The 25,772-nt window shown below is 42.9% G+C and carries 20 protein-coding genes and 2 pseudogenes; 11 read left to right on the plus strand and 11 right to left on the minus strand.

Annotated features, from left to right (window positions below; all coding sequences use genetic code 11):
* Positions 1-11 precede the first annotated feature (11 nt).
* Positions 12-424: pseudogene (locus tag H6G92_RS03105) on the minus strand (winged helix-turn-helix domain-containing protein); the annotation flags it as partial.
* Positions 425-430: 6 nt separating this feature from the next.
* On the opposite strand from H6G92_RS03105, the gene H6G92_RS03110 reads away from it, so the two are divergent.
* The 6 genes from H6G92_RS03110 to H6G92_RS03135 all read left to right on the plus strand — a co-directional run bounded on the left by H6G92_RS03110 (position 431) and on the right by H6G92_RS03135 (position 5,449).
* A complete protein-coding gene (locus H6G92_RS03110) occupies positions 431-1,513 on the plus strand; it encodes a glycosyl transferase (RefSeq protein ID WP_190890615.1) in 1,083 nt (360 codons plus the stop codon).
* A 219-nt stretch (positions 1,514-1,732) separates the two neighbouring features.
* Positions 1,733-2,146: a secondary thiamine-phosphate synthase enzyme YjbQ gene (locus H6G92_RS03115; protein WP_190890618.1), complete on the plus strand. Its 414-nt coding sequence runs from the start codon at positions 1,733-1,735 to the stop codon at positions 2,144-2,146.
* Positions 2,147-2,437: 291 nt separating this feature from the next.
* Entirely contained in the window at positions 2,438-3,187 is a 750-nt protein-coding gene (locus H6G92_RS03120; protein WP_190890620.1) for a hypothetical protein, read from the plus strand.
* A gap of 32 nt (positions 3,188-3,219) precedes the next feature.
* On the plus strand, positions 3,220-4,008 hold the full coding sequence (locus H6G92_RS03125; protein WP_190890781.1) for a Nif3-like dinuclear metal center hexameric protein: 789 nt from the start codon (positions 3,220-3,222) through the stop codon (positions 4,006-4,008).
* A 301-nt stretch (positions 4,009-4,309) separates the two neighbouring features.
* Positions 4,310-4,528 (plus strand): hypothetical protein, encoded by a 219-nt coding sequence (locus H6G92_RS03130; RefSeq protein WP_190890622.1) that lies wholly within the window; start codon positions 4,310-4,312, stop codon positions 4,526-4,528.
* 609 nt (positions 4,529-5,137) lie between these two features.
* Positions 5,138-5,449 carry a DUF6679 family protein gene (locus H6G92_RS03135; protein ID WP_012408115.1) on the plus strand — a complete coding sequence of 104 codons (312 nt, stop codon included), beginning with the start codon at positions 5,138-5,140 and terminating at the stop codon, positions 5,447-5,449.
* A gap of 77 nt (positions 5,450-5,526) precedes the next feature.
* Here H6G92_RS03135 and H6G92_RS03140 read toward each other — a convergent pair whose 3' ends face one another.
* Positions 5,527-7,194 carry an MBL fold metallo-hydrolase gene (locus H6G92_RS03140; protein ID WP_190890624.1) on the minus strand — a complete coding sequence of 556 codons (1,668 nt, stop codon included), beginning with the start codon at positions 7,192-7,194 and terminating at the stop codon, positions 5,527-5,529.
* Here H6G92_RS03140 and H6G92_RS03145 point away from each other — a divergent pair.
* The gene (locus H6G92_RS03145; RefSeq protein ID WP_190890626.1) at positions 7,193-7,480 is read left to right on the plus strand and encodes a hypothetical protein; all 288 of its coding nucleotides are present in this window, start codon (positions 7,193-7,195) and stop codon (positions 7,478-7,480) included. The genes H6G92_RS03140 and H6G92_RS03145 overlap by 2 nt on opposite strands.
* 341 nt (positions 7,481-7,821) lie before the next feature.
* Here H6G92_RS03145 and H6G92_RS03150 read toward each other — a convergent pair whose 3' ends face one another.
* From H6G92_RS03150 to H6G92_RS03180, 7 genes and pseudogenes are all read right to left on the minus strand, one after another.
* Positions 7,822-8,289 carry a DUF29 domain-containing protein gene (locus H6G92_RS03150; RefSeq protein ID WP_190890629.1) on the minus strand — a complete coding sequence of 156 codons (468 nt, stop codon included), beginning with the start codon at positions 8,287-8,289 and terminating at the stop codon, positions 7,822-7,824.
* 158 nt (positions 8,290-8,447) lie between these two features.
* A pseudogene (locus H6G92_RS03155) lies at positions 8,448-10,382 on the minus strand (NACHT domain-containing protein); the annotation flags it as partial.
* Positions 10,383-10,743: 361 nt separating this feature from the next.
* Positions 10,744-11,022, minus strand: a complete 279-nt coding sequence (locus H6G92_RS03160) for a hypothetical protein (RefSeq protein ID WP_190890631.1) — start codon at positions 11,020-11,022, stop codon at positions 10,744-10,746.
* Between the two features lie 176 nt (positions 11,023-11,198).
* The gene (locus H6G92_RS03165; protein WP_190890633.1) at positions 11,199-11,585 is read right to left on the minus strand and encodes an endonuclease domain-containing protein; all 387 of its coding nucleotides are present in this window, start codon (positions 11,583-11,585) and stop codon (positions 11,199-11,201) included.
* Positions 11,586-11,852: 267 nt separating this feature from the next.
* Complete coding sequence (locus H6G92_RS03170; protein WP_190890635.1) at positions 11,853-12,329, minus strand: hypothetical protein; 477 nt, start codon at positions 12,327-12,329, stop codon at positions 11,853-11,855.
* Positions 12,330-12,440: 111 nt separating this feature from the next.
* Positions 12,441-15,575, minus strand: coding sequence for an efflux RND transporter permease subunit (locus H6G92_RS03175; protein ID WP_190890638.1), 3,135 nt, complete (start codon positions 15,573-15,575; stop codon positions 12,441-12,443).
* Positions 15,576-15,675: 100 nt separating this feature from the next.
* On the minus strand, positions 15,676-17,133 hold the full coding sequence (locus H6G92_RS03180; protein WP_190890640.1) for an efflux RND transporter periplasmic adaptor subunit: 1,458 nt from the start codon (positions 17,131-17,133) through the stop codon (positions 15,676-15,678).
* Between the two features lie 568 nt (positions 17,134-17,701).
* Here H6G92_RS03180 and H6G92_RS03185 point away from each other — a divergent pair.
* Positions 17,702-18,583 carry an Npun_R2479 family HD domain-containing metalloprotein gene (locus H6G92_RS03185; protein WP_190890643.1) on the plus strand — a complete coding sequence of 294 codons (882 nt, stop codon included), beginning with the start codon at positions 17,702-17,704 and terminating at the stop codon, positions 18,581-18,583.
* A 126-nt stretch (positions 18,584-18,709) separates the two neighbouring features.
* A complete protein-coding gene (locus H6G92_RS03190) occupies positions 18,710-19,825 on the plus strand; it encodes an ABC transporter permease (protein ID WP_190890645.1) in 1,116 nt (371 codons plus the stop codon).
* A gap of 131 nt (positions 19,826-19,956) precedes the next feature.
* On the opposite strand, the gene H6G92_RS03195 is transcribed toward H6G92_RS03190, so the two are convergent.
* Positions 19,957-20,982: an ABC transporter permease gene (locus H6G92_RS03195; RefSeq protein ID WP_118169532.1), complete on the minus strand. Its 1,026-nt coding sequence runs from the start codon at positions 20,980-20,982 to the stop codon at positions 19,957-19,959.
* A gap of 143 nt (positions 20,983-21,125) precedes the next feature.
* On the minus strand, positions 21,126-22,778 hold the full coding sequence (locus H6G92_RS03200; protein WP_190890648.1) for an ABC transporter substrate-binding protein: 1,653 nt from the start codon (positions 22,776-22,778) through the stop codon (positions 21,126-21,128).
* Positions 22,779-23,357: 579 nt separating this feature from the next.
* On the opposite strand from H6G92_RS03200, the gene H6G92_RS03205 reads away from it, so the two are divergent.
* Both H6G92_RS03205 and psbB read left to right on the plus strand, forming a co-directional pair.
* A complete protein-coding gene (locus H6G92_RS03205; RefSeq protein ID WP_190890650.1) occupies positions 23,358-23,684 on the plus strand; it encodes a hypothetical protein in 327 nt (108 codons plus the stop codon).
* Positions 23,685-24,213: 529 nt separating this feature from the next.
* On the plus strand, positions 24,214-25,743 hold the full coding sequence (psbB, locus tag H6G92_RS03210; protein ID WP_190890653.1) for a photosystem II chlorophyll-binding protein CP47: 1,530 nt from the start codon (positions 24,214-24,216) through the stop codon (positions 25,741-25,743).
* Positions 25,744-25,772: the final 29 nt, after the last annotated feature.

A 25,772-nucleotide genomic window follows, 5' to 3' on the forward strand; every position in this document is an offset into this window, starting at 1 on the left:
TAATCGCTCTCCAATACAAAATTTAGCTTTCCTGTTTCGATTTCGTAGCGGTGGTTTGCCAACAATGACTGAATCTCTTTTTTTCTGCAACAGCGTCTGCATCGGCTTTCGGATGTAGCTTTGTTGTTTTCTTCCAACTGATGTCAGCTGCATCGAACAAGTCATAGTAACTTTGTTTTGACTCATAAACCACGTCGTATTCAAAAGCTAACTTATACTCTAGTTCTCCAAGCTCCCAACAGTCCTTGGTTTGCAACCATCTCAATACTTCTTCTCGTTGTTCGCTACTCAAGTAGCTTTTCTTTTCTTTGTGGTTTAACCGTAGTCCATCAACTCCATTCTGTTCATAGGCTTGTTTCCAACCTGTTATCGAGCCTAAAGACACATCTAAAATAGTTTGGACTTCTTCGTACAAGTAATCTTGGTTAAAATGGAACGCCCAATCTTATACTTAGCCATCACTAACCACGGCTTTGGACATACTACCCGCATGGCTTCTGTAGCTGCGACAATTCAAAAATTATGTCCAGAAGTTCTGCTAATTATGGTGACTACAGCCCCGCGCTGGTTGCTAGAGTGCTACATAGAAGGCGATTTTATCTATCGTCCCCGTGCATTTGATTTGGGTGTAGTGCAAACCGATAGTTTGACAATGGATAAAGTAGCGACTTTAGAAAAGTTGCTAGATATTAAGAAACAACAAAATTCGCTCATTGCTTCAGAAGCAAATTTTATCCGCCAGAATCGCGTTAATCTGATTTTGGCAGATATTCCCTTCCTTGCTCCTGGGTTTGCCAAAGGTGCAAATATTCCCTGCTGGATGATGAGTAACTTTGGCTGGGACTTTATCTACCGAGATTGGGGAGGTGAATTTACCGCAGTTGCAGATTGGATTAGTGATTGGTATTCAAAGTGCGATCGCTTATTTCGTCTTCCCTTCCACGAACCGATGCAGGCTTTTCACAATATCACAGATGTTGGCTTAACAGGCGGTTCCCCCCGTTACCCTGCTGATGATTTACGTTCTCTTTGGGGAATAACTGCACCAGTGGAAAAAACTATTTTGTTGACCTTTGGCGGCTTGGGTTTACAGCAAATTCCCTATGATAACCTGCGGCGGTTTCCAGATTGGCAATTTATCGTCTTTGATCAATCTGCCCCTAATTTACCTAATTTAGTGAAAATTAATGACCGCAAATACCGCCCTGTAGATTTTATGCCTATTTCTGGGCGAGTTGTTTCTAAACCTGGTTACAGTACTTTTGCTGAAGCCACACTATTAGACGTACCCATTGTTACGATGCTGCGTGAGGACTTTGCTGAAGCAACATTTCTAATAGAAGGCATAACAAATTATAACCAGCATCAAATCATCACCCCATCTGAGTTTTTTCAAGGGACTTGGGATTTTCTACGTGAGTTACCTCAATCGCCAAAGCAATCTGAACCAATTACTAAGGATGGTAATGAAGCGATCGCTCATGCTATTATCAACTATTTTCGCAGTAATTAAACTTTACTGAATTTACAACATCGAATAAACTGCTAGCTTTCCTATAAGGAGGTTATAGCCGTTTTCAATTATGTAAAATACAGTAGGAGCGCACAGATGTGCGCTTAAAGCGCGTATTGTATACAAACGATAACCGCTATAAACTTTAGTGATATGGTGGAAAAATCATCCAAACTAAAAAATTAACGGTTATTAGTCAATAATCAATCAAATTTACAGATGACTCACTACCAAAAGTTACTAAAAATTTCCACCACTGGTAAATCTTTTTACAATATCACTGCGAAAATTGAAGCTACAGTTGCAGAATCAGGAGTTGAAACTGGTCTTTGTACTTTATTTTTACGCCACACTTCAGCCAGTTTAGTCATTCAAGAAAATGCCGATCCCGATGTACTTGTGGATTTAGCTAACTTTATGGCAAAACTCGTCCCAGAATCGGGAAAATACATCCACGATGCAGAAGGTCCCGATGATATGCCAGCACACATTCGTACTGCACTCACCCAAACTTCTGAACATATTCCCATTAATCGTGGTCATCTGGTACTGGGAACTTGGCAGGGAATTTATATTTGGGAACACCGCCAGCACAGTCATTTAAGAGAATTGGTTGTTCACATTTCTGGATAGCTGATTCTCAAGTTTTATTTAAGGTGGAGTTTTATAGAGTTTAAATACTCTAGTTATCCTGCCTAGCCTTTGGGTATAATCTCATAAACTCGCGGTGATATGCATTAAATAAACTTCGCCGTGATAGCTTTTTCTTGAAAATTGATCATGCAAAATTAATCAGAATATAGACTAAAAATTCATGTAAATTTGTAAATTTAATAGTTAAGTTTATTTGTAGTTATTTAATGTTCTAGTTATTCTATTATAAAATAATATTTAATATAAGCTGTTTGGGCTATTTCAATTACTATGAAGCAAGAACTGGCACCAACTCATACTTTCCAATTTATTGATGAAATACTTGCCCAACAGTCTCTTACCCTGTTATCACTTAATCCTCAAAAGACATTAATTACCAGTTTTGCAGAGTTGGAGGATTTGATTACTGAACAAAACATAGACATTGAAATTTTCACCACTCTTCGAGAAACTCTTGAAAGCATAGTCCGTACTCAGTTGCAAAACTTCCCAGAAAATATCTTCTGGGATTTTGATTTTATGGTGAGTAGTATGCTCAGACAAGCTTTAATGGCAGAAGAGGGTGCTGTTCCTTTTTTAAAGCTTTTTGGTAAAAAGATGGTCTCTCTGACAGAGATGTTCGGAAATAAAACGGAAATACGCTTCCGTTACGTTCACGATTTTATGTATGGATTTGAGTGGGCAAGATGGGTACAAAAAGACCCACAAAAGCGCGAACATATAGAGCCTTTTAGTCTGGTTTTTTTGGATTATTTGCTCGTCAAAGGTAAGGAAATTTTACAACGGATTAATCACGGACAAATAACATCCTATAAACTATGTGATAGCGGCTACCGCAATCCATTCACATTTTCTCGTGAACCAGAAGATGAATACCGTCTACTAACTTATCTTGCTGAAGAACAACTGATTCCAGTGGCAGTGTGGAACTGGGATGACAGCCCTGTATGGAACAAACCTTTCCAGGAGATGCGCCAGCAATTAGCATTAAAATTAAATATTCAACCACAGAGACACTGATTAGCAATAAAAAATTGCTGAAGAACATAATTATGAAAATTGCTGACTTAATTACTTGGTTTGAAACATGGGCAAATCCCGCTTGGTGTGAAAGCTGGGATAATTGCGGCTGGCAGATTGAACCAGGATTGTTGCAGGAAAAAGCACGGGTTTTAGTATGTTTGACACCGACTTTGGCAGTAATGCAAGAAGCGATCGCAGAAAATGCTAATCTGATTTTTGCTCATCATCCCTTGATTTTTACTCCTCCCAAATCTTTACGCAGTGGTGAAGCGATCGCAGAAATGGTACGGTTGTCCTTTAAGCACAATATTGGTATCTACACTGCCCACACGAATTTCGACCAAGTGCAAGATGGGACTGCTGATGTTTTAGCTCAGATTTTAGAACTTAAAGAAGTCACTCCCATAGAATCTACACAAGCAGGATTAGGATATGGTCGTATTGGTTCGCTAGAGCCATTTATGACATTACAGGAGTTACTTGCAGCCATTCAAACGCGACTTGCTCCTCCTAATCTGATTTTTTCCCCAAGTGCTGATTTACAGCAAACAATTTCACGAGTTGCCGTTTTGGGTGGTTCGGGGGCTAGTTTTATTTCAGCCGTCGCCAAAAGTGGTGCTCAAGCTTATCTGACTTCTGACTGTAAATTTCATCAATTTCAAGAAAGCCGCGATCGCAATCTCATTTTAATCGATGCTGGACATTACGCTACCGAACGTCCGGCTTGCGATCGCTTGGTGCAAAAATTCCAGTCTTTAAACCTAGACTGGGTGCAATTAAGTAAAAAGGATGAAGATTTCCGCCAGTTTTTGGCTTGATTGCTTATGTTTCACTATATTTTTTGGATACTTGTCTAAAATTTTTTCTATAGTTTAATTTTGCCAAACCATCCAAACCATGTAGCTTTTAGACATTAATGCTGAACAGGATTGTATTAAAATTTGACTGTACATCACTAAGCAGTCCCATCAAAAACTCTTATTATGAAGCATTCTTGTGATATGAATCACTAATTACTTGTAACTATAATCACATGATACCAATGTTCCATATCAATTAGTAATACAGGAAAATGTTCCACACTTGAGGTAACAAATTGTTTACTCTGCCCTAACCGAGATGATTCGCACAATCATTGAATCTGCTTTCCAAACTGGATATCTTAGTGTTGAATCTGAGGGTTTACTCCATCAAGTGCTGGTAACTAAATGCTATCAGTCAGAGGATTTGCCAGTCATTGCAGCCCTATACGATGCAGTTCGCGCCGGTCAAATTAAACGGGAAGCATCCTCGTCGAATGCGCTCATAGAATTTCCCATACCATATAAATCTTGCTGATACTTCCACAGGGCAAGCAGGGGAGCAGGAACTTTGTGTAAGGAAGTCTTTCTCTTCTATGCCCCTACTCTTATCTCCTTTCGTTTTTCCTGAGTGCTGAATCAGGCAAAAATCTCAAAAACTCAAAACTCTTTGGATGTTGTTGTTGAAAACCATCAAGGTCAGCAAGAGAATGAGTTAAGATCAGATACACATGGGTAAAAGTAAAGCTAAGTCCCCGGACTTCCCAGTAATGCCAATGAGTAAAAGTAGGCAAGTTAAACAACCGCAATCAACAATTGTTTTGGAGTATTCTTTATTACATAATGGTAAGAATGACTCATCAACAAATATGAACCTGGTTAGGACAGGTTCCGAATTGTTTGACTTCTCTGAAGCAGACATTCCGTAGAATGAGCCAGAAGGAGATTGAGTTCATTGCTAGAGCAACCATTGATTTATTACCCAATATTTCCTAAGATTTTGACAAATATAAGCAAGTCTTGGGATTGGGTCATGAAGCATAGTTGTTCCGAACAGTGAAATTAACCTCTTAAAGGTGTAATGTAATGGGGTAGAACCCAGATTTGACAGGTTTAACTACGTTGTTTAAAAAGGCAGAAACAGTACATGCTACACCGCAAGATTTATCAACTCTGTTGCGATGGGCGCGAGGTATGTGTTTTCTTGCGGGACCAGCAACGCTGGATTGAACGCGCCCGCATCATCGACATAGAGGGAGATTTAGTGACCCTACGCTATGAAACAGAAGAAGAGGACGAAGTTTGTTCTTGGGAAGAAATGGTTCGCCTCGAGAGCATTGGTGCTGTAACGCAAAAATTGGCTTCAGTACCGCGCGGGAATGTGGAACCTCTAATGACAGAAGACTGTCCCGAAGCTGAACGCATTCACAACCGTTACACTGACTCGAATCCAGAATAATTAGTCATTAGTTAATAGTCATTAGTCATTAGTCATTAGTCATTAATTAAAAATGATAAAGGGCAGCGGATTAATGACTATTGGCTATCATTCAAACCTTCAAAGGCAGGACAGTAACCTTCTAGAGTTACCTTAAAGTTATACAACGGGGAAGCTGGGTTCCAACACCGCTGCCCCCTTTGGTGTCGGCAGGTACCGCAACAGTCTACATCTGTCCATGTATAGCGATCGCTATTTTGGTTGAGCAATTCTCGTTGAGACAATCCCCTTAATACTAGTTCTTCCCCTTGCCAACGAGCTTCGATTAAACCAGTATCGGCAAATTGTCGCCAACGAGGATCAGTAGTAATCACATCTGCTAGGGTGATTGTGATTACTGTTCCCATCTCTGTCAGTTCGCCTTCGTAGTTGGTTTCTGGTGCTGCCGGTTGTAAAAATGTATCGCCGATAGGCAGTTCTACTAAGGTGTCAGCCGCCGGGGAATGTATATGGTAGCGGTTTTGCAACTCTTCTAAGCTAGTCAGGTCTGCCAAGTAGGCAGGAGAACCGTGGACAAAAATTACATGCTGGGGTCGCAAATTATGAATTAGCTGCGTAGTACCAGGGCCATCACTATGTTGAGCCAGGAGATAGGTTTCGACAGTGGTAGGTGCTAAATATTCTTTGTTAACTCTTATATCAATTTTTTCTGGTAGGAGGATTAGCCAAGGGCCTGTGTCTAGCTGGCAGTGCTTACCTAAATCATCCGTAGAGTCGGTAAGGACTATACAGGGTGACTTGCCCACAGTGGCACGATGTTCTGGTTGTAAACGACGCACGCGGGGACGCACCCGTTCATCCCAAAACAAGGGTTGATGGCGGGCGAAGTTCTGTACAGATGGGGGAAGGTGTGGAAGTAGTTCTAGATAAGCATCACAGCCAGTAGCGACAGCACCATCTACCCAGATATCTAAATCTCGTCCGGTGAAGTGGTGATGTGACCGCAAGAGCATTAGCAGTTCTTGACCCAATCCTAAAGCCGGGGTGGGAAGGATTACAGAACAATGGTCAGCGATCGCGCGATTAATCCGTTCTGCTAGTTGATTTTCTTGGTTGCGGCGATGGGGATGGCGGGATGTACCATAACTGCCTTCAATAATCAGTACATCCAAGTCCAAGCCCCGCAGTTCCTCTAAACGCAAACCTTCTACCAGCCGGGAGTTTGACAGGAAAAAATCACCCGTATACAGTAGCTTGTAAGTACGCTGCTTGGTGGTGTAGGTAAGGAGAATTGCCACTGCCCCTGGTAGATGCCCTGCGGGAAATAATTCTGCCACCAAACCCTCTTGGAATTCCACAGGCGATCGCAACGGCAAGGCATGACAAAATTGGGAAATTTTCTCAGCGTCTTGGTCTAGCCAATTCAGTGGCAGTAACTTGCTGGTTACTTCGCTGCCATAAATAGGTAACTTAGGATAAGCTTTATGCAGTGCCAGTAAGCCTCTGGCATGATCTGGGTGGGCGTGACTAATCAAAACTAAATCTGCTGGTAGGGGCGAACTAGCTCCACGTATCGACTTAGTAAGCCCCTTAGCCAGCAATGAGATATCTTCCATACCACAGTCCAATAGGATGCGGTGTGGCCCCATCTTTACCAATAAACACACGCCCTCATCGTAATGCTGGACGCTATAGGGCAAACATTCTAATTCACTACCCACTTCCGCAGCATCTACGCGAGAAGATGCCGACAGATTATCCCTCATGCTCTCCTCCCCTCAAACCTCATCATCATGGACATATCCCAAAAGCCAAAAGTTACACAAATTTTGGTTTTGTGACTTAGGGGTAAGTTTTATCGTGCGCCCCTACACCCTGAGAATACAGATTTTTGATTGGGGAGGACGCCTCCACCGAACCCGCACTGGTTCGGAAAAGTGGGCTAACGAGAGAGAAGCCTTCAAACTAGGAGGTAAAGGATGCCTCTTGTTTATTTTCTCTTTGCAAGTTCTGAGCGCTCTTAGCCAAATCGCCTTACGGCAAGTCGCCTAAGCGTCTACAGATTTATCTCAATGTGCCGAGCCATTTCCGTGATAGTTATCTGAATCATAGAATCCATTTTTCGTGCCAAAAAATAAGCACGAAATCGTGAATATAACTGTTAATCCAGCTAGAATCAGCTTTACATCCATTTGTTTGCTGCCCTTTACTCAAGACTTTCTTATATTAATTTAGTGCTTCCGCAATCAAACGCAATCACTAGAAAATCTTTACTATGCAGATTTGGATTGGGCAATAGGTAATATTACCACAATCAGTTCAGATTGTAGAACCTTTCGGTTCACCTGTCTATCTATCTAGATGTAAAAGAACATAACAGCAGAAGCAATTTTCTACAGCCCGTAAAAATCCTCATCTAGAATCTGCTCAATCGAAAAAGGACAAACGGTAGGATAGTCACTTTCGTGGGGTATGCGAATTCCAAACTTACCTAGCTTACTTTCCTTAATGGCTAGCTTACGAGCATCTGGGTAGGCTTTTTCCACCGCCTCTACCAGAAAACTTTTGAGAGAAGGAGTATCTGCCAAATTATTGATAACTCGCTGACGATGTTCAAGTATGGAGCTATACCAGCTTCCTTTCATGCTATCGGGGACATCATACTGAACGCGTAACTTGAGTAAATGCGCCAACAAAATTGTCAGATTGCTTTTGAGTGCATTTTTTTCTGCTTTACCCAAATCAACTAGTTCCTCAATCAAATGCTCAATATCCAACGCCTCAAATTCATGATTTTGTAACTGTTGAATGGTTTGCTCAATCCATAATTGCAAATCTTGATCGTATAGCGGGTTAGGCATTTCTCAGATCAACTCCTAGTTACTCACTCGATCATAGCGATGAATGCGATCGCACTTAGAGCCAAGGCAATAGAATTGCCTACGGTACACCGCGTAAACGTGGCTACACAAACAAAGAAGATGCGATAAATCGCGTCTCTACATGAGGGTTTTGTTGCTCATTTTGAACTGTATTGGGATTTAACTTTCTTACTCGTTCGCAATAACTGCACAAAGGTATTACTCACTGTATTGTCTTTGGTATCCGCCGCGTATTGAATCAATTTTTCTCGCAGTTCTTGGGCTGCATCTTCCTCAAGTAGGGTTGCTAGCAAGAAATAAACACCACGAAAACGCGGATCGCCCATTCTATCAACTAATAGTCCTTCGGCTGAATCACTTTCGCCGAGAAAGTTTTGCACCAAAAAGAAATCCATGATTTTATCGTGGCGAAAGTACCATTCTTTCTTCTTGGCTTCGCTTTTTTCATCTTCTTGCCACTGACGGCTGACTACCATTTTGTATTTCTCGTCTTCTAAAGACATGACAACTTGGTGAAATTCATCTCCAGGTAGGGCTTGTTTGTCTTCGAGTCGCATTTGGTAGACGGCGGCGGAAAATCTTTTGAGCGGAAATTCTTGTTTCCATTCTTGCTGGTATTCTGCCGCCATCAGGTTGTATTGCTGTTCTTGCAAGCGAAACAAGTTTGGCTGTTTACCTTGTGATAACATCAGCGCTACCACTGTTAGATCCATTGGATTGGAAAGAATGCGGCGGACAGCATCTAACTCTTCTTTGGCTTGTTGGTTATTGAGGACTTCTGTTAAATAATTGGTGCAAGCTTGGACGTAATCAGCACCTTGAATTTTGGCATCTTTGGGTAGTCGCGGCTGACGGGAGATCAAAAACTCTTGAATTTGTTGTTGCTCAAGGGGCTGCAAGTAGTAGGTTTTGGCTGTTGAGGGGGGTGTCCACTCTAGGGGCTGGGTAGTCATGATAATGTTGCCCCGGAAATAGCTTTCCACAAACTGGCAGATTTTGGCGCGGGTTTCGGCGGTGACTTCGTTGAGTCCGTCGATGCAGATATCTATGGCGCCACTGTAAATCAGGTTTTTCAGGAAGCCGGCATCTTGGGCTTGGCCGTGTAGCTTGTCTTGGATGGCTTCAATTACGCCTTTATGACATTTTTGGGCGGGGAGATAAACGACGATGCGCTGGGAGTTTTTCAACAGATGACGGAGAAACATCGACTTGCCTAAGCCGGAATCTCCTTCTAAGATAATTTGTCCTTGAATACTGGGTAGGGCTGCGGTTATGGGGAGGATGTCTCCTGAAGTGGGGACTTTAACTTTAGATTCTGGGAAGTATGAATGGTCATGAAAATTATCTAACCCGGCATCGGCTAATAGAGAAGGTTTGAAGGGTTCAAATAATTTGCGGCGGAAGGGGGGAAACCAGGTGAGGAGAAAGCCTACGTAGACCATGCCTAAGATGCGGCGTACCCAAGGGTTCCAGAAGAAGATGGCTTGGATTTGGGGGAATTTGGGGTAGGCAAAGATGAGAGCAAGCCAAAAGGCAGCGTGAGACAGGATAGTAATTCTGGCGTTGAAAAACCACTGCCAACCTTTGAGGTTAATTATGACTGATTGCAGTGAGTCAGCTTCGTTGTAGCCGGCGTTTTTCAGGTTGTGGTAGTGAGTTTCTAAAATCAAAATATCTTGTTGTTGCCAAGAGACTTTTCTGGCAACTACAGCAATTTGCCTAGCTAAGTCTTGTTGTAAACGTGGAAATTCTTGACTGAGTTTCCAGGTAGTACGGAATTCTTCTAGTGTTTTGACACCTTCAGGGTGCTTCAGATTATCGGGAGTTGCTTGAGGTCTGCCAAGCCATTTTAGTAAAGTTTGCACTTGATCAGTGCCGCCACCCAGGAAATAAGTCCAAAATCGCCAAAATTCATAATTATTCTGACCATAACCAAAACTTCCCTGATTTGGTTCGTAGACATAATTCAAAACTACAGCAACCTCTTTTAATTTCAGTTGTCTGATTTTTCCCAATGCCGATGCCGCACTTCTACGAACGTCGGCGTCCACCTTTTCATTCTTGAGGATATTGGCAGCTTTCTCGGCAATATCCTCTGGTTTCTTCACCAGGGATTTTAAATCTTTGAGATTATATTCAACTAATTGCTTGAGAGCATGCATATCCTTTAACTTGGTCGTGTTCATCATCAAGGGCGGCTAATATACCGTTAATCTGCCAATCTTGGGGTTTGGGTTTGGGGGTTTCTTTAGCGTTTACCCAAGGTAGAGAGAGGAGGAAAGTCAGGAGTAGGGTGAAACAGAAAAGGGAAAAGAGGGAGAGCTTGTTAGTGTGGCGGGGAGTTATGAGCATAAATCAGGGCAAGGCGGCAGATTACACGCGGCTATCGGTATAATACCAAGCTTGCAATTCCTAATTCCTGATTTAGAGCCTCTAATGCTTGTGGACGAGTATTAAAGGCTCATTAACGAAGCTTTGAGGTTCATCGGCGATGCTTTGAGGTTCATTGACGATGCTTTGAGGTTCATTGACGATGCTTTGAGGTTCAGCGATGATGCTTTGAGGTTCATCGATGATGCTTTGGGGTTCATCGATGATGCTTTGAGGTTCATCGGTGATGCTTTGAGGTTCATCGGTGATGCTTTGAGGTTCATCGGTGATGCTTTGAGGTTCAGCGGCGATGCTTTGAGGTTCATTGACCAAAATATACATCTCGTTTTGCAAATCGGGAGACTCTCAATATGATTCGGTTAAGGTGCATAGTCATTGGAGATCCCCCTAAATCCCCCTTAAGAAGGGGGACTTTAAGAAGTTTTACCGGTTCGTTTTTTGAGATCCCCCTAAATACCCCTTAAGAAGGAGGACTTCAATTCCAGTTCCCCCCTTTTTTAAGGGGGGTTAGGGGGGATCATCTGCTGTATCTGCTCACACACACTATCAAAGTGATTTAAAACTTGACTATTTGTAAACCTAATAATCTTTAAACCATAGCCTTCCAAAATGTTTGTTCTCTCCAGATCATAATCTTGACCTTCATCTGTAAAATGGCTATCCCCATCAATTTCAATCACTGTTTGTAAAGTAGGACAGTAGAAATAAACTATGAAATGATTAATCGGTCGTTGTCTTAAAACCCGATATTGGAAATTTCTCAAATATTCATGCCACAGCTTTTTTTCTGCTGGGGTCATATTTTTACGAAGTTCTTTTGCTCTTTCTACAAGCTTTGGATTGTAAGGTAGATAGAGATTGCTGCTATTGAGTTGGTTTGTCATAGTTTCTGGTCGTTATGCCCCCTACCCAATACTGCGTGGGTTTTGGTGCATAGTCATTGGAGATCCCCCCTAACCCCCCTTAAAAAAGGGGGGAACCGGAATTAAAGTCATCCTTTTTAAGGCGATAAATAGGGTTCAGTTAACGTTTTTATCCCCCCTAACCCCCCTTAAAAAAGGGGGGAACCGGAGTCAAAGTCCCCCTTTTTAAGGGGGATTTAGGGGGATCTCAAAGTATTGGCTACACACTAAAGGCTTTTTTAAAAGCCTTTAAGAATCGACAGTAGCTTTGGCGGGTTTACTTTTAATAGCTTTAAACCGTTCGCCTAATTGTTCAACAATAGTTTTTAACCCTGGAGTTTTCTTAGCAGCAGTCTTGACGTAATCATAAACTGTCAAACTACTACCCATTGCTTCGCTACCGACTGCCATTAGGGTATCATCTACCTGTTCTGTCAGTTGTCGCAATCCAATCAAAACTTCGGTGAGGTTAGCGGCTAGTTGGTAATCCCGCACAAATTCATCTAAATCAAAGCTGGCTGGTAAAATGTCTCGGTTAGATTGGGCAGCAATCAAGCTATTGTTGACAAAAGCTAGTCTTTTATCGCCCATCTTAAATAAGTTGCGTCGTTCTTCTGCACTAAGAGTCACCAGAAAAGGCATTTTTGCTTGGATAGTCGCAAAGGCTGCTTTAATTTCTTGGATATCTGCTGGGGAAAGGGAGGCGGTGATGTTTTGGTAAGCCATTGATATTTACCGTAGTGAATCTGTTTGTTATGATTCCCACTGATAAATGCGATCGCACAAATTGGGCACGAGGCGGGAGACGCGATAAATCGCCGTCTCTACAATAAATAATTATTGGCGCGATGGTTTCTTGCCAAAGCCATAGCGCAATGTATGCATAAACCAAGTTTGGAAGTTGTCAATGTAGCTAAATATCACTGGCACTACCAGCAGTGTCAGTAGGGTGGAAGTTGTGAAACCGCCCATAATAGCAATTCCCATTGGTTGGCGAACTTCAGAACCTGCGCCAATTCCTAATGCTAGGGGTAAAGTACCTGCGATAGTTGCTAAAGAAGTCATCATAATCGGGCGCAGACGTGACACACCCGATTCAACGAGTGCCTGACGTTGGGTTTTACCTTCCTGCATGTTGATGATTGTATAGTCAACTAACAGAATCGAGTTTTTGGTGACAATCCCCAACAGCAACACTACACCAATCAGGGCATAAAGTCCCAAGGGCTTTTGGGCAACCATCAACGCTACCAATACGCCGCCTAAACAAAAGGGCAAGGCTGCCATAATCGATAATGGATGGAGGAAGTTGTTATACAGCAGCACCAGAATCGCATAGATACACATTAATGCCAGTCCTAATGCACCGCCCAAGCGACCGAAAATATCTTGCATAATTTTGGCACTGCCTGAAGGTTGCTGTACTACTCCTGGCGGTAAGTTTTGCATCGCAGGTAGTTGGTTAATTGTCTGGACTGCCTCTCCTAAAGAAATTCCTTGCAAATTGGCTTCTACGGCAACTTGACGGGCGCGATCGTAACGGTTGATGGTAGCAGGGCCACTACCAAAGCGGATGTCTGCAACTGCGACGAGGGGAATCAAGCTGCCATTTTGACTGGGGACTTGCAGATTTGTGATTGTATTGATGTCAGCCCGCGCTTTCGGATCGATTTGTACACGAATGGGAATTTGGCGATCGCTCAAATTAAATTTTGCCAAGTTTGCATCATTGTCGCCGATGGTGGCAAGGGAAGCAGTCCGAGCGATCGCTTGCACTGTAACTCCCAAATCTGCTGCCCGTTGTGGGTTAGGAATTACCAAAATCTCTGGTTTAACTAAACTCGCAGTCGAAGATACTTCTACCAATCCGGCTAGCGATCGCATCTGCTTTTCTAGAGCATCAGCAGCTTGACTCAATGCTTCGGGATTTTCACTCCTCAGAACAATTGATAAACCTTTACGGCTGTCACCAGGTGACTGACTTTGGAAACTAATTCTAGCTCCCGGTATTTCCTCAAAAGAAGGGCGTACTTCTTCCTCAAACTGTTTTTGAGAAATATTTCGTTCTTCTCTGGGTTTGAGATTAATGGCAAGGGTTGCAGAATTGATCTCTTCTATTGCTAGTACACGTTCAACTACTGAGTTTTGCCGAATAATATCAGTCGCTTGTGTGACTACCTTATTAACGTCTGACAAAGTAGAACCAGGAGGTAATTCTATAGATACGTTGGAAATTCCGAAGTCACCATCATCAACAAAACCCTTGGGAATTAAGGGAACCAGCATCGCACTGGCAATGAAGAAAGCTAAAGCGATCGCCATTGTTGTCAATCTATGGCGTAACGCCCACTGGAGAAGTGATCTATAAGGTTGAAAACCCTGACGCTTTTGAGTTCTATTTCTACTTCCGTTCCCGCTACCTGGAAGTGTAAATTTGAAATTCAAAAATTTTATTACTCCCCCTGCCCCCTGCTCCCTGCCCCCTGCCCCCTTCTCTTTCAAAAGATACGCCCCCATCATCGGCGTAACCATCCGCGCTACAAGAGTGGAGAAAATTGTAGAAACGGCAACGGTAACACCAAATGGTTGAAAAAATTGCCCCGGAATCCCACCCATAAAGGCAACGGGCAGAAACACAGCAATAATCGTCGCTGCACTTGCTATTACCGCTAATCCTACTTCGTTAGAAGAATCAAAAGCAGCTTCCCAAGATGATTTACCCATAGCCATGTGCCGTTCCATGTTTTCAATTTCCACGACGGCATCATCTACCAAGTTGCCCACCGCCAACGCTAATGCCAATAAAGTCATGTTGTTGAGGGTGTAACCAAGGGCTTGCTGCACTGCGAAGGTGGGAATTATTGACAAGGGTAAGGCAACAGCCGTAATTAATGTTGCTCGCCAGTCCCGCAAAAATACTAAAATAACGATGACCGCTAGCACCGAAGCTTGAATCAATTCATCAATGGTGCTTTGGTAGGATTGGCGAACAATATCGGCTCTAGTAAAAATTAAATCCAGTTTGACATCTGCGGGAAGGGTTTTTTCCAGTTCTTTGACTGCTGCTTTTACTCCTTCTTCCACACTCACCAGAACGCTGCCAGTACTACGCAACACTTGGAAAGCTACCACAGGTTGATTATTCAAGCGGGCGGATTGACGCACATCGCCAAATTTATCTTCTACGGTTCCCAAGGTGGATAAGGGTACGGAACCACCTTGTGGTAAGAGGATTTCGTAGGTTTTCAACATATCCACACTGTCGGCACTTCCTAAGGTGCGGATACTTTGTTCGCTACCACCAACTTCGGCCCGTCCGCCGGGTAAGTTAATGTTCAAAGCGCGAATTTGATCGTTTACCTGGGTGGCGGTGATAGCTAGAGATTGTAAGCGGTTTGGATTGAGGTTAATCCGAATTTCTCGGTCAACTCCACCCACGCGCTGAATTTGTGCCACACCACGGACTCCTAATAAGGCGCGGCTAATGGTTTGGTCTACGAGGTTGCTTAATTCTTCTACAGAACGCTGATCTGATTTAACTGCGTAAGTAATCACCGGGCCGCCGGAAAATTCCAGGCGTTCCACAATTGGATCGTTGATATCTTGGGGTAAATCTTGACGAATTTGAGCGATCGCATTGCGAACATCATTGGTGGCGCGATCGCTATCTGTTCCCAAAACAAAATTGATTGTCGTATTAGAATTCCCATCGCTGACTGTGGAAATCATAAAATCGATATTGCCCAACCCTGCGACGGCATCTTCAATTTTTTTCGTCACTTGGGATTCTAGTTCTGTTGGGCCTGCACCCGGTTGGCTGACTTTTATCGAAACTGTTGGCACATCAATATTTGGGTTAGTATCAATCCCCAAGGATATGAAGGAGAACCAACCCACAATCGTCAAAATTAAAAATAAAACTATCGTGGGAACAGGTTTTTTGATCGACCAAGCTGAGATATTAAAGGACATTAGGAAATTTTAGATTTTGGATTTTGGATTTTGGATTAGACATCTCACATCAAAGAGTCTGAATCCCCCACTGATTGCATTCAGAATTCTGACTTCTTCTTCAATTTGCGACTCGAACCTTGTCGCCATCTTTGAGATATCCTGCACCATCAACTACGACGCGATCGCCTAATTGCAACCCACTCTTGATTTCCACTTTGTCGCCATTGGTGGGATCTCCTAACTCTACTTTTTGGCTGCGGACTATATCTCCACTCGATAAGGTAAATACAATTACACTTCCATCGGCTTGGGATTGCACTGCTTTTTGTGGTACTACCATTCTCATTCCTGAGTTAGTAGTAATTGCAGCACTAGCAAACATCCCTGGTTTAAGTAAAGTTGTTGGTGGTAAGTCAATTTTGACTGTAGCCTCCCGTCTTTGATCGTTAACCTGTGGCTGTATGTCTCTGACTCGTCCTTGCGATCGCACGCGCGGATCGACATCAGAAGTAATTTGCACGGATGCGCCAATTTTTACCTGAGTTAGTTGAATTTCGGGCACCTTAGCCTGAAGTTCTAACTTTTCATCTCGGATAATCGAAAATAGCTTTTGCGTACCACCAATCACAGTTCCCACCTGGGTTTGCGGCGGTACACCAGTCACATCACCTACTCTAGCCAGTTTCTCAGCTATTACTCCAGAAACCGGCGATCGCACCACAGTTTGTCCCAACTGAGTTTGTAGTTGTTGCACCCTAGCGGCACTGCTGCGAACATCAGCTTTGGCTTTGTTGATGATAGCTTGGGCGTTACCAATATTAGCCTGGGCGCTGCCGATATTGGCCTGGGCACTACGCACATTTTCTTCGGACAGATTCACAACTTCTATGGCAGTTTTCACAGCGTAAGAACGAGTATCGAGTTCTTGCTTACTAATCGTTCCAGAGTCAGCTAGTTGTTGATAGCGCTGATAATTCTTGGCTGCTTCTTCTAACTTCGCCTTAGCTTGAGCTAAATCTGCTTGTTTTTGCTGCACTATAGCTTTATTCGATGCTAAATCTGCCTGTTTGGCTGCTAAATCTGCTTGTTTTGATTCCACATCTGCTTGTTTTGATTCCACATCTGCCTTTGCTTGGCTAATTTGGCTTTGCAGTATGGAACCATCCAACACCGCCAACACTTGGCCTTTTTTGACAAAAGCCCCTTCTTTTACATCTTCGGGGATGCTTTTGATTTGTAAGCCGTTTGCCTGCGGTAAGACTGGAATTAAATCGTGTGCTGCTACAGTTCCAGTAGTTTTGAGGGTACGGAAAACACGGGCGGTTTCTACTGTGGCGATGGTAACTGTCATCGCTGGGTTAACTTTTTTATCCGCTACCGCGCTTTGTTGACGGGATGGAAGACGGCTGATTACACCCATCCCACCAAAGGCGATCGCGATTCCTAAACCAGCACCTAAGAATAATGGTTTCAACCATGCCCTGTTTGGTTTTTGATCTGATTTGCTCAAAAAGCCACCATCTTCAGATGTTACGGGTTGTTCCACCTCGACTTCTGAAACACTTTCATCGCTCACAGTCCCACCTCCACTTTCTGTCTATGCATACCAATCTTGGTATTTTCTTAAGAAAACTTGAAATTTATTTACTTCATATAAACTATGACGCATTTCATCGTAAATGTCTTTCTCGTAAAACAGTATATAATACAACTTTTTAACTAAGAGAAATTACTAGCAAATTATACCTATGAATTTTATGTAAATTATAATACAAAAAAATATTTCATCTTATTTAGATACTCTAGGTCACACACCATATGTATTTAGATCACTGTCAACCAATGGTTAGATATGAAAAACTGATGAATATAATCTAGATTTATCTAATTAAAATTTGAACTATTTATATGCTTTTTTACACTAAAAATTATTTTATACGCAAATCATAATCCCTCTACAGCCTTTGTGCTGCTAGAAAGCCATATATCTAGGCATAGGTCAAGCTAGCGTCCACAGCTACACGTGAGTTACAAAGGAGCAAACTCCATTGCCTTAAATTCCAGCAAGGGTGGCCCTGATAATGGAATTTTGAAATCAATCAATGAAATCAATAAATAATTGGTATTTACCAGAGTAACCAAATATGTTCAATGCCACTGAAATTTTAATTGATGCCTTTGTAAATGAAATTCGAGAAGGCTACCGTCGCACCTATGGCTGCTTCAAAAATGATTATCAGGACATTATCGCCTGGGCTGGTAACATGGCTTTGGAAAACATTGCCAATAGCGATGCCCTTTATCACAATGTCGAACATACTGTCCTTGTCACCCTAGTGGGGCAAGAAATCTTACGTGGCAAACACATTAGAGAAGGCGGTGTTTCCAGCGAAGACTGGTTGCATTGTATTATCTCCTTAGTGTGTCATGATATTGGCTACGTTAAGGGAGTTTGCCGACAAGATCGAGAAGCAGCAGACTTATATGCCACAGGTAAAAATGGCAAAATGATTTCTGTAGCTGCTGGCGCTTCTGATGCCAGTCTCACGCCGTATCATGTTGATAGAGCCAAGCTTTTTATTGATGAGCGTTTTGGAGGTCACAAGTTAATAGATGCTGAGGCAATTAAGAGCAATATTGAATTGACTCGATTTCCTGTACCTGCGGCAGAAGATCATCAAGATACAAAGTGCTTTGCAGGATTAGTACGTGCTGCTGATTTAATTGGTCAACTAAGTGACCCGCGTTACTTGAAGAAAATTACTTCTTTATTTTACGAGTTTGAAGAAACTGGTGTAAATAAAGTTTTGGGCTATAAAACCCCTGCCGATTTACGTAATAACTACGCGAAGTTTTACTGGAATGGTGTCTATCCCTATATCCAAGAGGGACTGCACTATCTGTCACTGACACAACAGGGAAAACAAATTCTCGCTAATCTCTACTCAAATGTGTTTGTTGTAGAACATGAAAAACAACAGCAAGAACAGCAACGGTATTTAGAGAAGTTAGAAGTTGGGAGTTAGGAGTTGAGAGTTGGGATTTGAGAATTAGGAGTTGGAAGTTTGGAGTTAAGAATTATTAATCATGAGTTATAAATTAAGATAAAAGTTTAATAACTCATAAGTCATAATTTATAACTCCTAACTACTATGGATTGGTGGCGACGACTGAAGAAAAATCCTTTGGCACGATTTGGGGCAATTTTGCTTTTAATTTTCTACATAGCAGTAATTGCGGCTGATTTTGTGGCTCCTTATGATCCCTATGCTTCACAGCCGAATGGTTCACTGCTGCCACCAACTAAGATACACTGGGTTTCTCAGTCAGGGCAGTTTATCGGGCCCCATGTTTATCCCACGACTCAGGGAGACACTAATTTAGAAACAGGTGATCGCAAACTCATTGTAGACTTGACAAAGCCCTCACCCCTGCGTCTATTTGTCTCTGGGCCAGAATACCGCTTGTTGCAGATGAGTTTGCCGCTACCCCCAAATTGGGATGAAGTCACAATCTTTCCTGGTATTCCCTTAAATTGGCATTTATTTGGCACAACAACTGGTGCAAAAGTCAACATATTAGGCACTGATGACCAAGGCCGCGACCAATTTAGTCGCCTCCTACATGGCGGTCGCATCAGTATGTTTATCGGGATTTTTGGCATTATCATTACCTATCCCCTCGGTTTGCTCATAGGGGGGATTTCCGGCTATTTCGGCGGTGTCACTGATAGCCTGATTATGCGCTTGGCAGAAGTGCTAATGACTTTCCCTAGTATTTATCTTTTGGTGACATTGGGCGCAGTCTTACCAGCTGGTTTAAGCAGTACCCAGCGCTTTTTGCTAATTGTGGTGATTACTTCGGTTATTAGCTGGGCTGGTTTAGCACGGGTCATTCGAGGACAGGTACTATCAATTAAAGAGCGAGAATTTGTCCAAGCGTCACGCGCGATGGGCGGGAACCCAATTTATATCATCCTCCGCCACGTTTTACCGCAAACGGCTAGTTATGTAATTATCTCTGCGACTCTTGCAATTCCCAGCTTTATTGGCGCAGAAGCGATATTGAGTCTCATCGGCTTGGGCATTCAACAACCAGACCCATCTTGGGGAAATATGCTTTCTCTGGCTAGTAACGCTTCAATTTTGGTGTTGCAACCTTGGTTAATTTGGCCGCCTGCTGTGCTGATTATCCTGACAGTGCTAGCATTCAACTTACTCGGTGATGGGCTGAGAGATGCACTAGATCCTCGTAGTTTAAGAAGATAAGCCCTCAGAATAGCAAATACGTTGATAGGGGCATGGCAATGCCATGCCCTTACGATAAATATATATGTATCAGGGTTTTCGTGAATTGGTATTAAGAATTTTTGCAAAAAGACTAAATAAATAACTCTTGATTAATATCGAATTCGTGGATCTACATAAGCATTTAAAATATCAATTAAAATGCTGGCACTCACAACGATCGCACCAAAAAATACCAGCACTCCCTGGACTGTGGGATAATCGCGATCGGCGATCGCTTGATACAGTCGATTAGCTAACCCAGGCCAAGAAAATGTTACCTCTGTCAAAATTGCCCCACCTAAAAGAGACGCAAAGGTTAATCCCAAAACTGTAATTACTGGAATTAGAGCATTTTTTAAAGCATGAGAGGCTAAAATCTTATTTTCACCAATACCTCTGGCTCTAGCCGCTTCTACATAATCTGCTTGCAAAGTTTGCTTTAAATTCACTCGCACAATTCGCTCAAAAATCCCACTGAGCAAAATTCCTAGTGTGAGACTTGGTAGGGCAAGATGATGCAAAGATGTGAAAAACTGAGTGAAATTGCCACCGAGTAAGCTATCAATTGTATACAATCCAGTGACAGTAGTGGGAGCCGGAAGATTGGGCGGAAAGCGGTTGGAATTGGGAAACCAACCCAATTGGACTGAGAAAATCAACTGCAAAAGCATTCCCGCCCAAAACATGGGGAGTGCGTAGGTGATGATCCCAAATAAGCGCCCACCGACATCAAAATATGTCCCAGGACGAGAGGCGGAAAGAGTCCCAACCGCAATTCCAACGATGAGTGCAACCGCCATACTACATACTGCTAACTCCACCGTCGCCGGGAAATATTGCCCAATTATGTCCCAAACATTCTGTCCGCGACTCATTAAAGAAGTTCCCAAGTCAAAGCGTAGTATGCTTCCTAAATAGTTTAGGTACTGTAGCCACAGGGGAAGGTTTAAACCAAGTTGTTTTCGCAATTCCTCTTTAGCAGCTTCTGGCGCACGTCCACCGAGAATTGCATCTGCTGGATCTCCTGGTGTTGCTCTTAGTAAAAGAAATACAATCGTGATGATTGTTAATAGCTGAAGTGGCGCGAGAAGCAAGCGAGAAACAATGTAATACTGTAAAGCTTTAGAACGAGACATAAGCAATTCAAAATTTAAAATGCAGTTTTTAGAATTATCTTAGCTATTAACTAGAAATATATTGAGCATAAAATATTTTATTTAATAGTCAAAAGTCAATGGTCAACAGTTATTACTAATGACCAATGACCAATGACCAATGACTACTTTTTAATTCTTTGATAAACCAGAATTTGGGTAGGATTAAGTTGGACGCTGCTCACACCATTTCGGGCAAATACATAGTCTTTGCTTTGCCATAAAGGAACATAAGGTACATCAGTCGCTACTTGCGTTTGAATTTCGGTAAAAATTTTCTGACGCGCTTGGGGATTTAGTTCTTTGCGTTGCTGATCAATCAGTTTATTCATGGCTTCGCTATAGTAAAACGAACCCTGAGTTTGACTGCCTCCATCTTCGCATCCTTTGGCAACTGAACCTTTATCACAAGACAAAAACGGCTGGACGTAATTATCTGGATCTAAAAAGTCTGGATACCAATCAAGTAAAGCTGCTGGATATAATCCCTTGGAAATGTCCTTAAAAAAGGCTGGCCCTTCCGCTTGGGTGACTTCAAATTGCAGAATTCCATCCATCTTGGCATCAACAAGGGATTTGAGTGTCTGTGCTGCCAAACTCCGAGTAGGCGAACTCGAAGGATACCAAATTTGTACTTTTGCGGGATTTTCTTTGGAGAAACCAGCAGTAGTTAATAATTTTTTTGCTTGCTCAAAGTTAGCATCGCCATATTTATCTTTAAATAATGGCTGGGAAACATTGAATGTCGTGGGAATCATGCTATAAAGCGGATCTGCTTGACCAAGTAAGGCTCGCTGATTTAAAAGTGGACGGTCAATGATTGACGCGATCGCAGCTCTAACCTCTGGTTTATCTAAAGGCTGCTGATTCCGGTTTAACACCATATAACTTACTACGCTACCTTGAGCAGCGATCGCTTGCCAATCCCCTTTTTTAGCACCTTCTTCCAAGCTACGATTTTGATCTGGCTGTAGTGACAGGTAAGCTACATCGATTGCGCCTGTACGGAAAGCATTAAACAAATTAACCGGACTAGTTTGAATTTGGAGATTAACACCCTTGTTAGCTGGTTTTTCTCCCCAATACTTATCAAATGGGTCAAATCGTATTGAATCAGTACCATACTGCGCTAACTTGTAAGGGCCAGTCCCCACAAAAATATTCGGCTTGAATTTACCTGCACCTAGTTCGTAAGCTTTTGGTGAAACTGCACACACCCCAGGAAACGCCAACAGTGAGGGAAACGCTGCAAAGGGCTTTTTCAGCTGAATGGTTAACTCATACTCGCCTGTAGTTTTTACCGAATCTACTATATCACCTAGTAAAAAAGAGGGTTTTCCTTTATTTTGAATAAAGCGGTTGATGGTAAACGCCATTGCTTGGGCATTGAAGGGAGTTCCATCGTGAAAAACTACACCCTGACGTAAGGGGATGGTATAAGTTAAGCCATCTTGACTAACTTTAGGTAATGCTGTAGCTAGCTGGGGTTTAATTTCTGTGCTTCCTGGTTCGTAGGTGTAGAGGCGATCGCTCATATTAAACACCAAACCTAAGGATGCTAACTCATAAGTATCAGCCGGATCAAGGGTTCTCGGTTTCGCTGTTGTACCTATAGTAATACGACCATCACCTGTAGGGCTATTCACAGAACCCGATGGTGGCGTAGTTGGCTGTGGGCGAGGAGTGCAACTAACAACTAAACATAAACATAGACAGAACAAAGATAGGAATTGTGTAATCCTACCCCACCGTTTCACGGACAAGGAAAACCAGGTCATAGCAATAAAATATTTAATATCAGCGGTCAGCAATTTTACTACATTTGTGAATATTGTGCTTGATTTTTACAATTAATTACAGCAATGCCTGTGGCTAAGTATACGTATTACGTATATAGATAAACCTAACTTGCAGCCAGATATGAAAAAATTTTCTAGATATTATGACTGAGTTGGCAACTAACTCTAAAATTTATGCCGGCTACTCAACTTCATAGTTAAGTTTATTGCTTTTGTGCAATCGCACTATTTGTTACCAAAAAACAGTAACAAATAGATAAACTTTGATATTCGTTAAGTAATAAAAAGCTTTTATTTAATTAAGATTTTAAACATTGACTAAATTTGTCGTAAATTCATAATTACTAGTGAATAGATTTGTTAAGCTTTGACGGTAGGCCAAGTAGTGTACATTAAAACTTTGCATGTTGCTACTGGGGTACAAACACCCGTGAAGTTGTTTTTCGTAGAGAACGGCTACATGGTTTTACTTACAAATCTAGTGTTTATACATCAGCGAATAAAGCGATCGCAATATCGTAAACAACAGATTGAAAGTCTAAAAGTGAGACTAAGAGCGTGAAGTATTTCTTTCTATCTGAGGGATGGGCAGTTGCTAGAGTCTGGGCATCTGATGGACTCTGGCAAATAACTGCATGGCGACGTCAACCAGATATTCAGCGAATGAATATTTGTTTAGTGGAACACAACGAATTGCTATGGCTTTATCGAGTTGAAGAAGCCGTTTTAACAGTGGAAGTGAAGCCAACAACACCAGTAATTGCCAGTAAGACCATAGGCCAAGTAGTACTCAAGCGTCTGATGAGCGCCGAACAGGTAATCGAACGCCTGGGTACAGCTGAGGCGAAGTGTCACCTGCAAAACATCCAATTGGTGGTTCAGTAGATAGTGGCGCATTGGGGATTGGGAAAAGACAAGGAAGAGAGGGGAGACAAGGAAGAGGGGGGAGACAAGGAAGAAAGTTGTTCAATAATTCTCCCTTGTCCCCCTTGTCCCCCTCATCTCCCTCCTGCCTCCCCTGCTCCCTCTGCTCCCTGCCTCCTTCCCCACTCCCCTCATAAAGAAAAGATAAGCAAATTTAATCCCCGACAGGGATTGGTAGCGAAAAAACTTTGAGATGCTACGCGATCGCATCAATTTACACGCTTGCAAACAATTCCATCAATAGTTACACTTTTTAAAACATTCTCATTTTTGCTTAGTGATGGCTACCCTACAGGGTAAATCTCCCGAAGCGAGTAAGCATTGCCAAAGCACCCACGTTGTCTGACTTAATAAGACTAGGCTGTGGTAAGGTTCTGGCTGTGGCAATAACAAAAACAAGAGAGAGTTTTCTGAGTGGCGAGTTTCGTTCCTTAGAATCTCAGTAAGAAAATTGCTTTGTAAACTAACTCATCGAGGAGGAGCGTAGTCGATGGGACTACCCTGGTACCGAGTACATACAGTCGTTCTGAATGATCCAGGGCGGCTGATTTCTGTACACTTAATGCACACAGCCTTAGTAGCAGGCTGGGCTGGTTCGATGGCACTCTACGAACTGGCTGTTTATGACCCTAGCGATCCTGTTCTCAATCCGATGTGGCGTCAAGGGATGTTCGTCCTTCCCTTCATGTCGCGTTTGGGCGTTACCCAATCTTGGGGTGGTTGGAACGTGACTGGTGGCGCAGCAACTGATCCTGGCTTCTGGTCATTTGAAGGCGTTGCAGCAGCTCACATTGTTCTTTCAGGGCTTTTGTTCCTAGCTGCCGTTTGGCACTGGGTTTACTGGGATTTAGAACTCTTTAGAGATCCCCGCACTGGTGAACCCGCTTTAGATTTGCCAAAAATGTTTGGCATTCACCTGTTCTTATCTGGTCTACTTTGTTTTGGATTTGGTGCTTTTCACCTCACCGGACTATTTGGCCCAGGCATGTGGGTTACTGACCCCTACGGTATAACTGGAGCCGCGCAAGCAGTCGCACCAGAATGGGGCCCAGATGGTTTTAACCCATATAACCCTGGTGGCATTGTGGCTCACCACATTGCCGCTGGCGTTGTTGGTATTATTGCAGGCTTATTCCACCTCACAGTTAGACCCCCCGAACGGCTCTACAAAGCCCTACGGATGGGGAACATTGAAACAGTACTTTCTAGCAGTATTGCAGCAGTTTTCTTTGCTGCTTTCGTTGTTGCTGGTACTATGTGGTACGGTAATGCCGCCACTCCCATCGAATTGTTTGGCCCAACCCGTTATCAATGGGATCAAGGCTACTTCCGTCAAGAAATTCAGCAGCGCGTCCAAACAAGTGTTGCCCAAGGTGCAACCCTTGAACAAGCTTGGTCGCAGATTCCCGAAAAGCTGGCTTTCTATGATTACGTCGGTAATAGCCCCGCTAAAGGCGGTCTATTCCGTACAGGGCCTATGGTCAAGGGTGATGGTATTGCTCAGTCTTGGCAAGGTCACGCCGTATTCAAAGATTCTGAAGGACGGGAATTGACCGTGCGTCGTCTCCCCAACTTCTTTGAAACCTTCCCAGTAATTTTGACCGATGCAGATGGAATTGTCCGCGCTGACATTCCCTTCCGTCGGGCAGAATCTAAGTATAGCTTCGAGCAATCTGGTGTCACCGTCAGCTTCTATGGTGGCGATCTGAATGGTAAAACCTTTACAGAGCCAGCTGATGTGAAGAAGTATGCTCGTAAAGCTCAAGGTGGTGAAATCTTTGAATTTGACCGGGAAACCTTGAACTCTGATGGTGTATTCCGCACCAGTCCTAGAGGTTGGTTTACCTTTGGACATGCTGTATTTGCTCTGCTGTTCTTCTTTGGTCACCTCTGGCATGGCTCTCGGACAATCTACCGAGACGTATTTGCTGGTGTTGATGCGGATCTAGAAGAACAAGTTGAGTGGGGTCTGTTCCAGAAAGTGGGTGACAAGTCAACCCGCCGGAAAGAAGCCCTTTAAAGGACAGGAAACTGGGGACTGGAGACTGG

The organism is Nostoc foliaceum FACHB-393 (assembly GCF_014698505.1).
Lineage (GTDB): Bacteria > Cyanobacteriota > Cyanobacteriia > Cyanobacteriales > Nostocaceae > Nostoc > Nostoc foliaceum_A.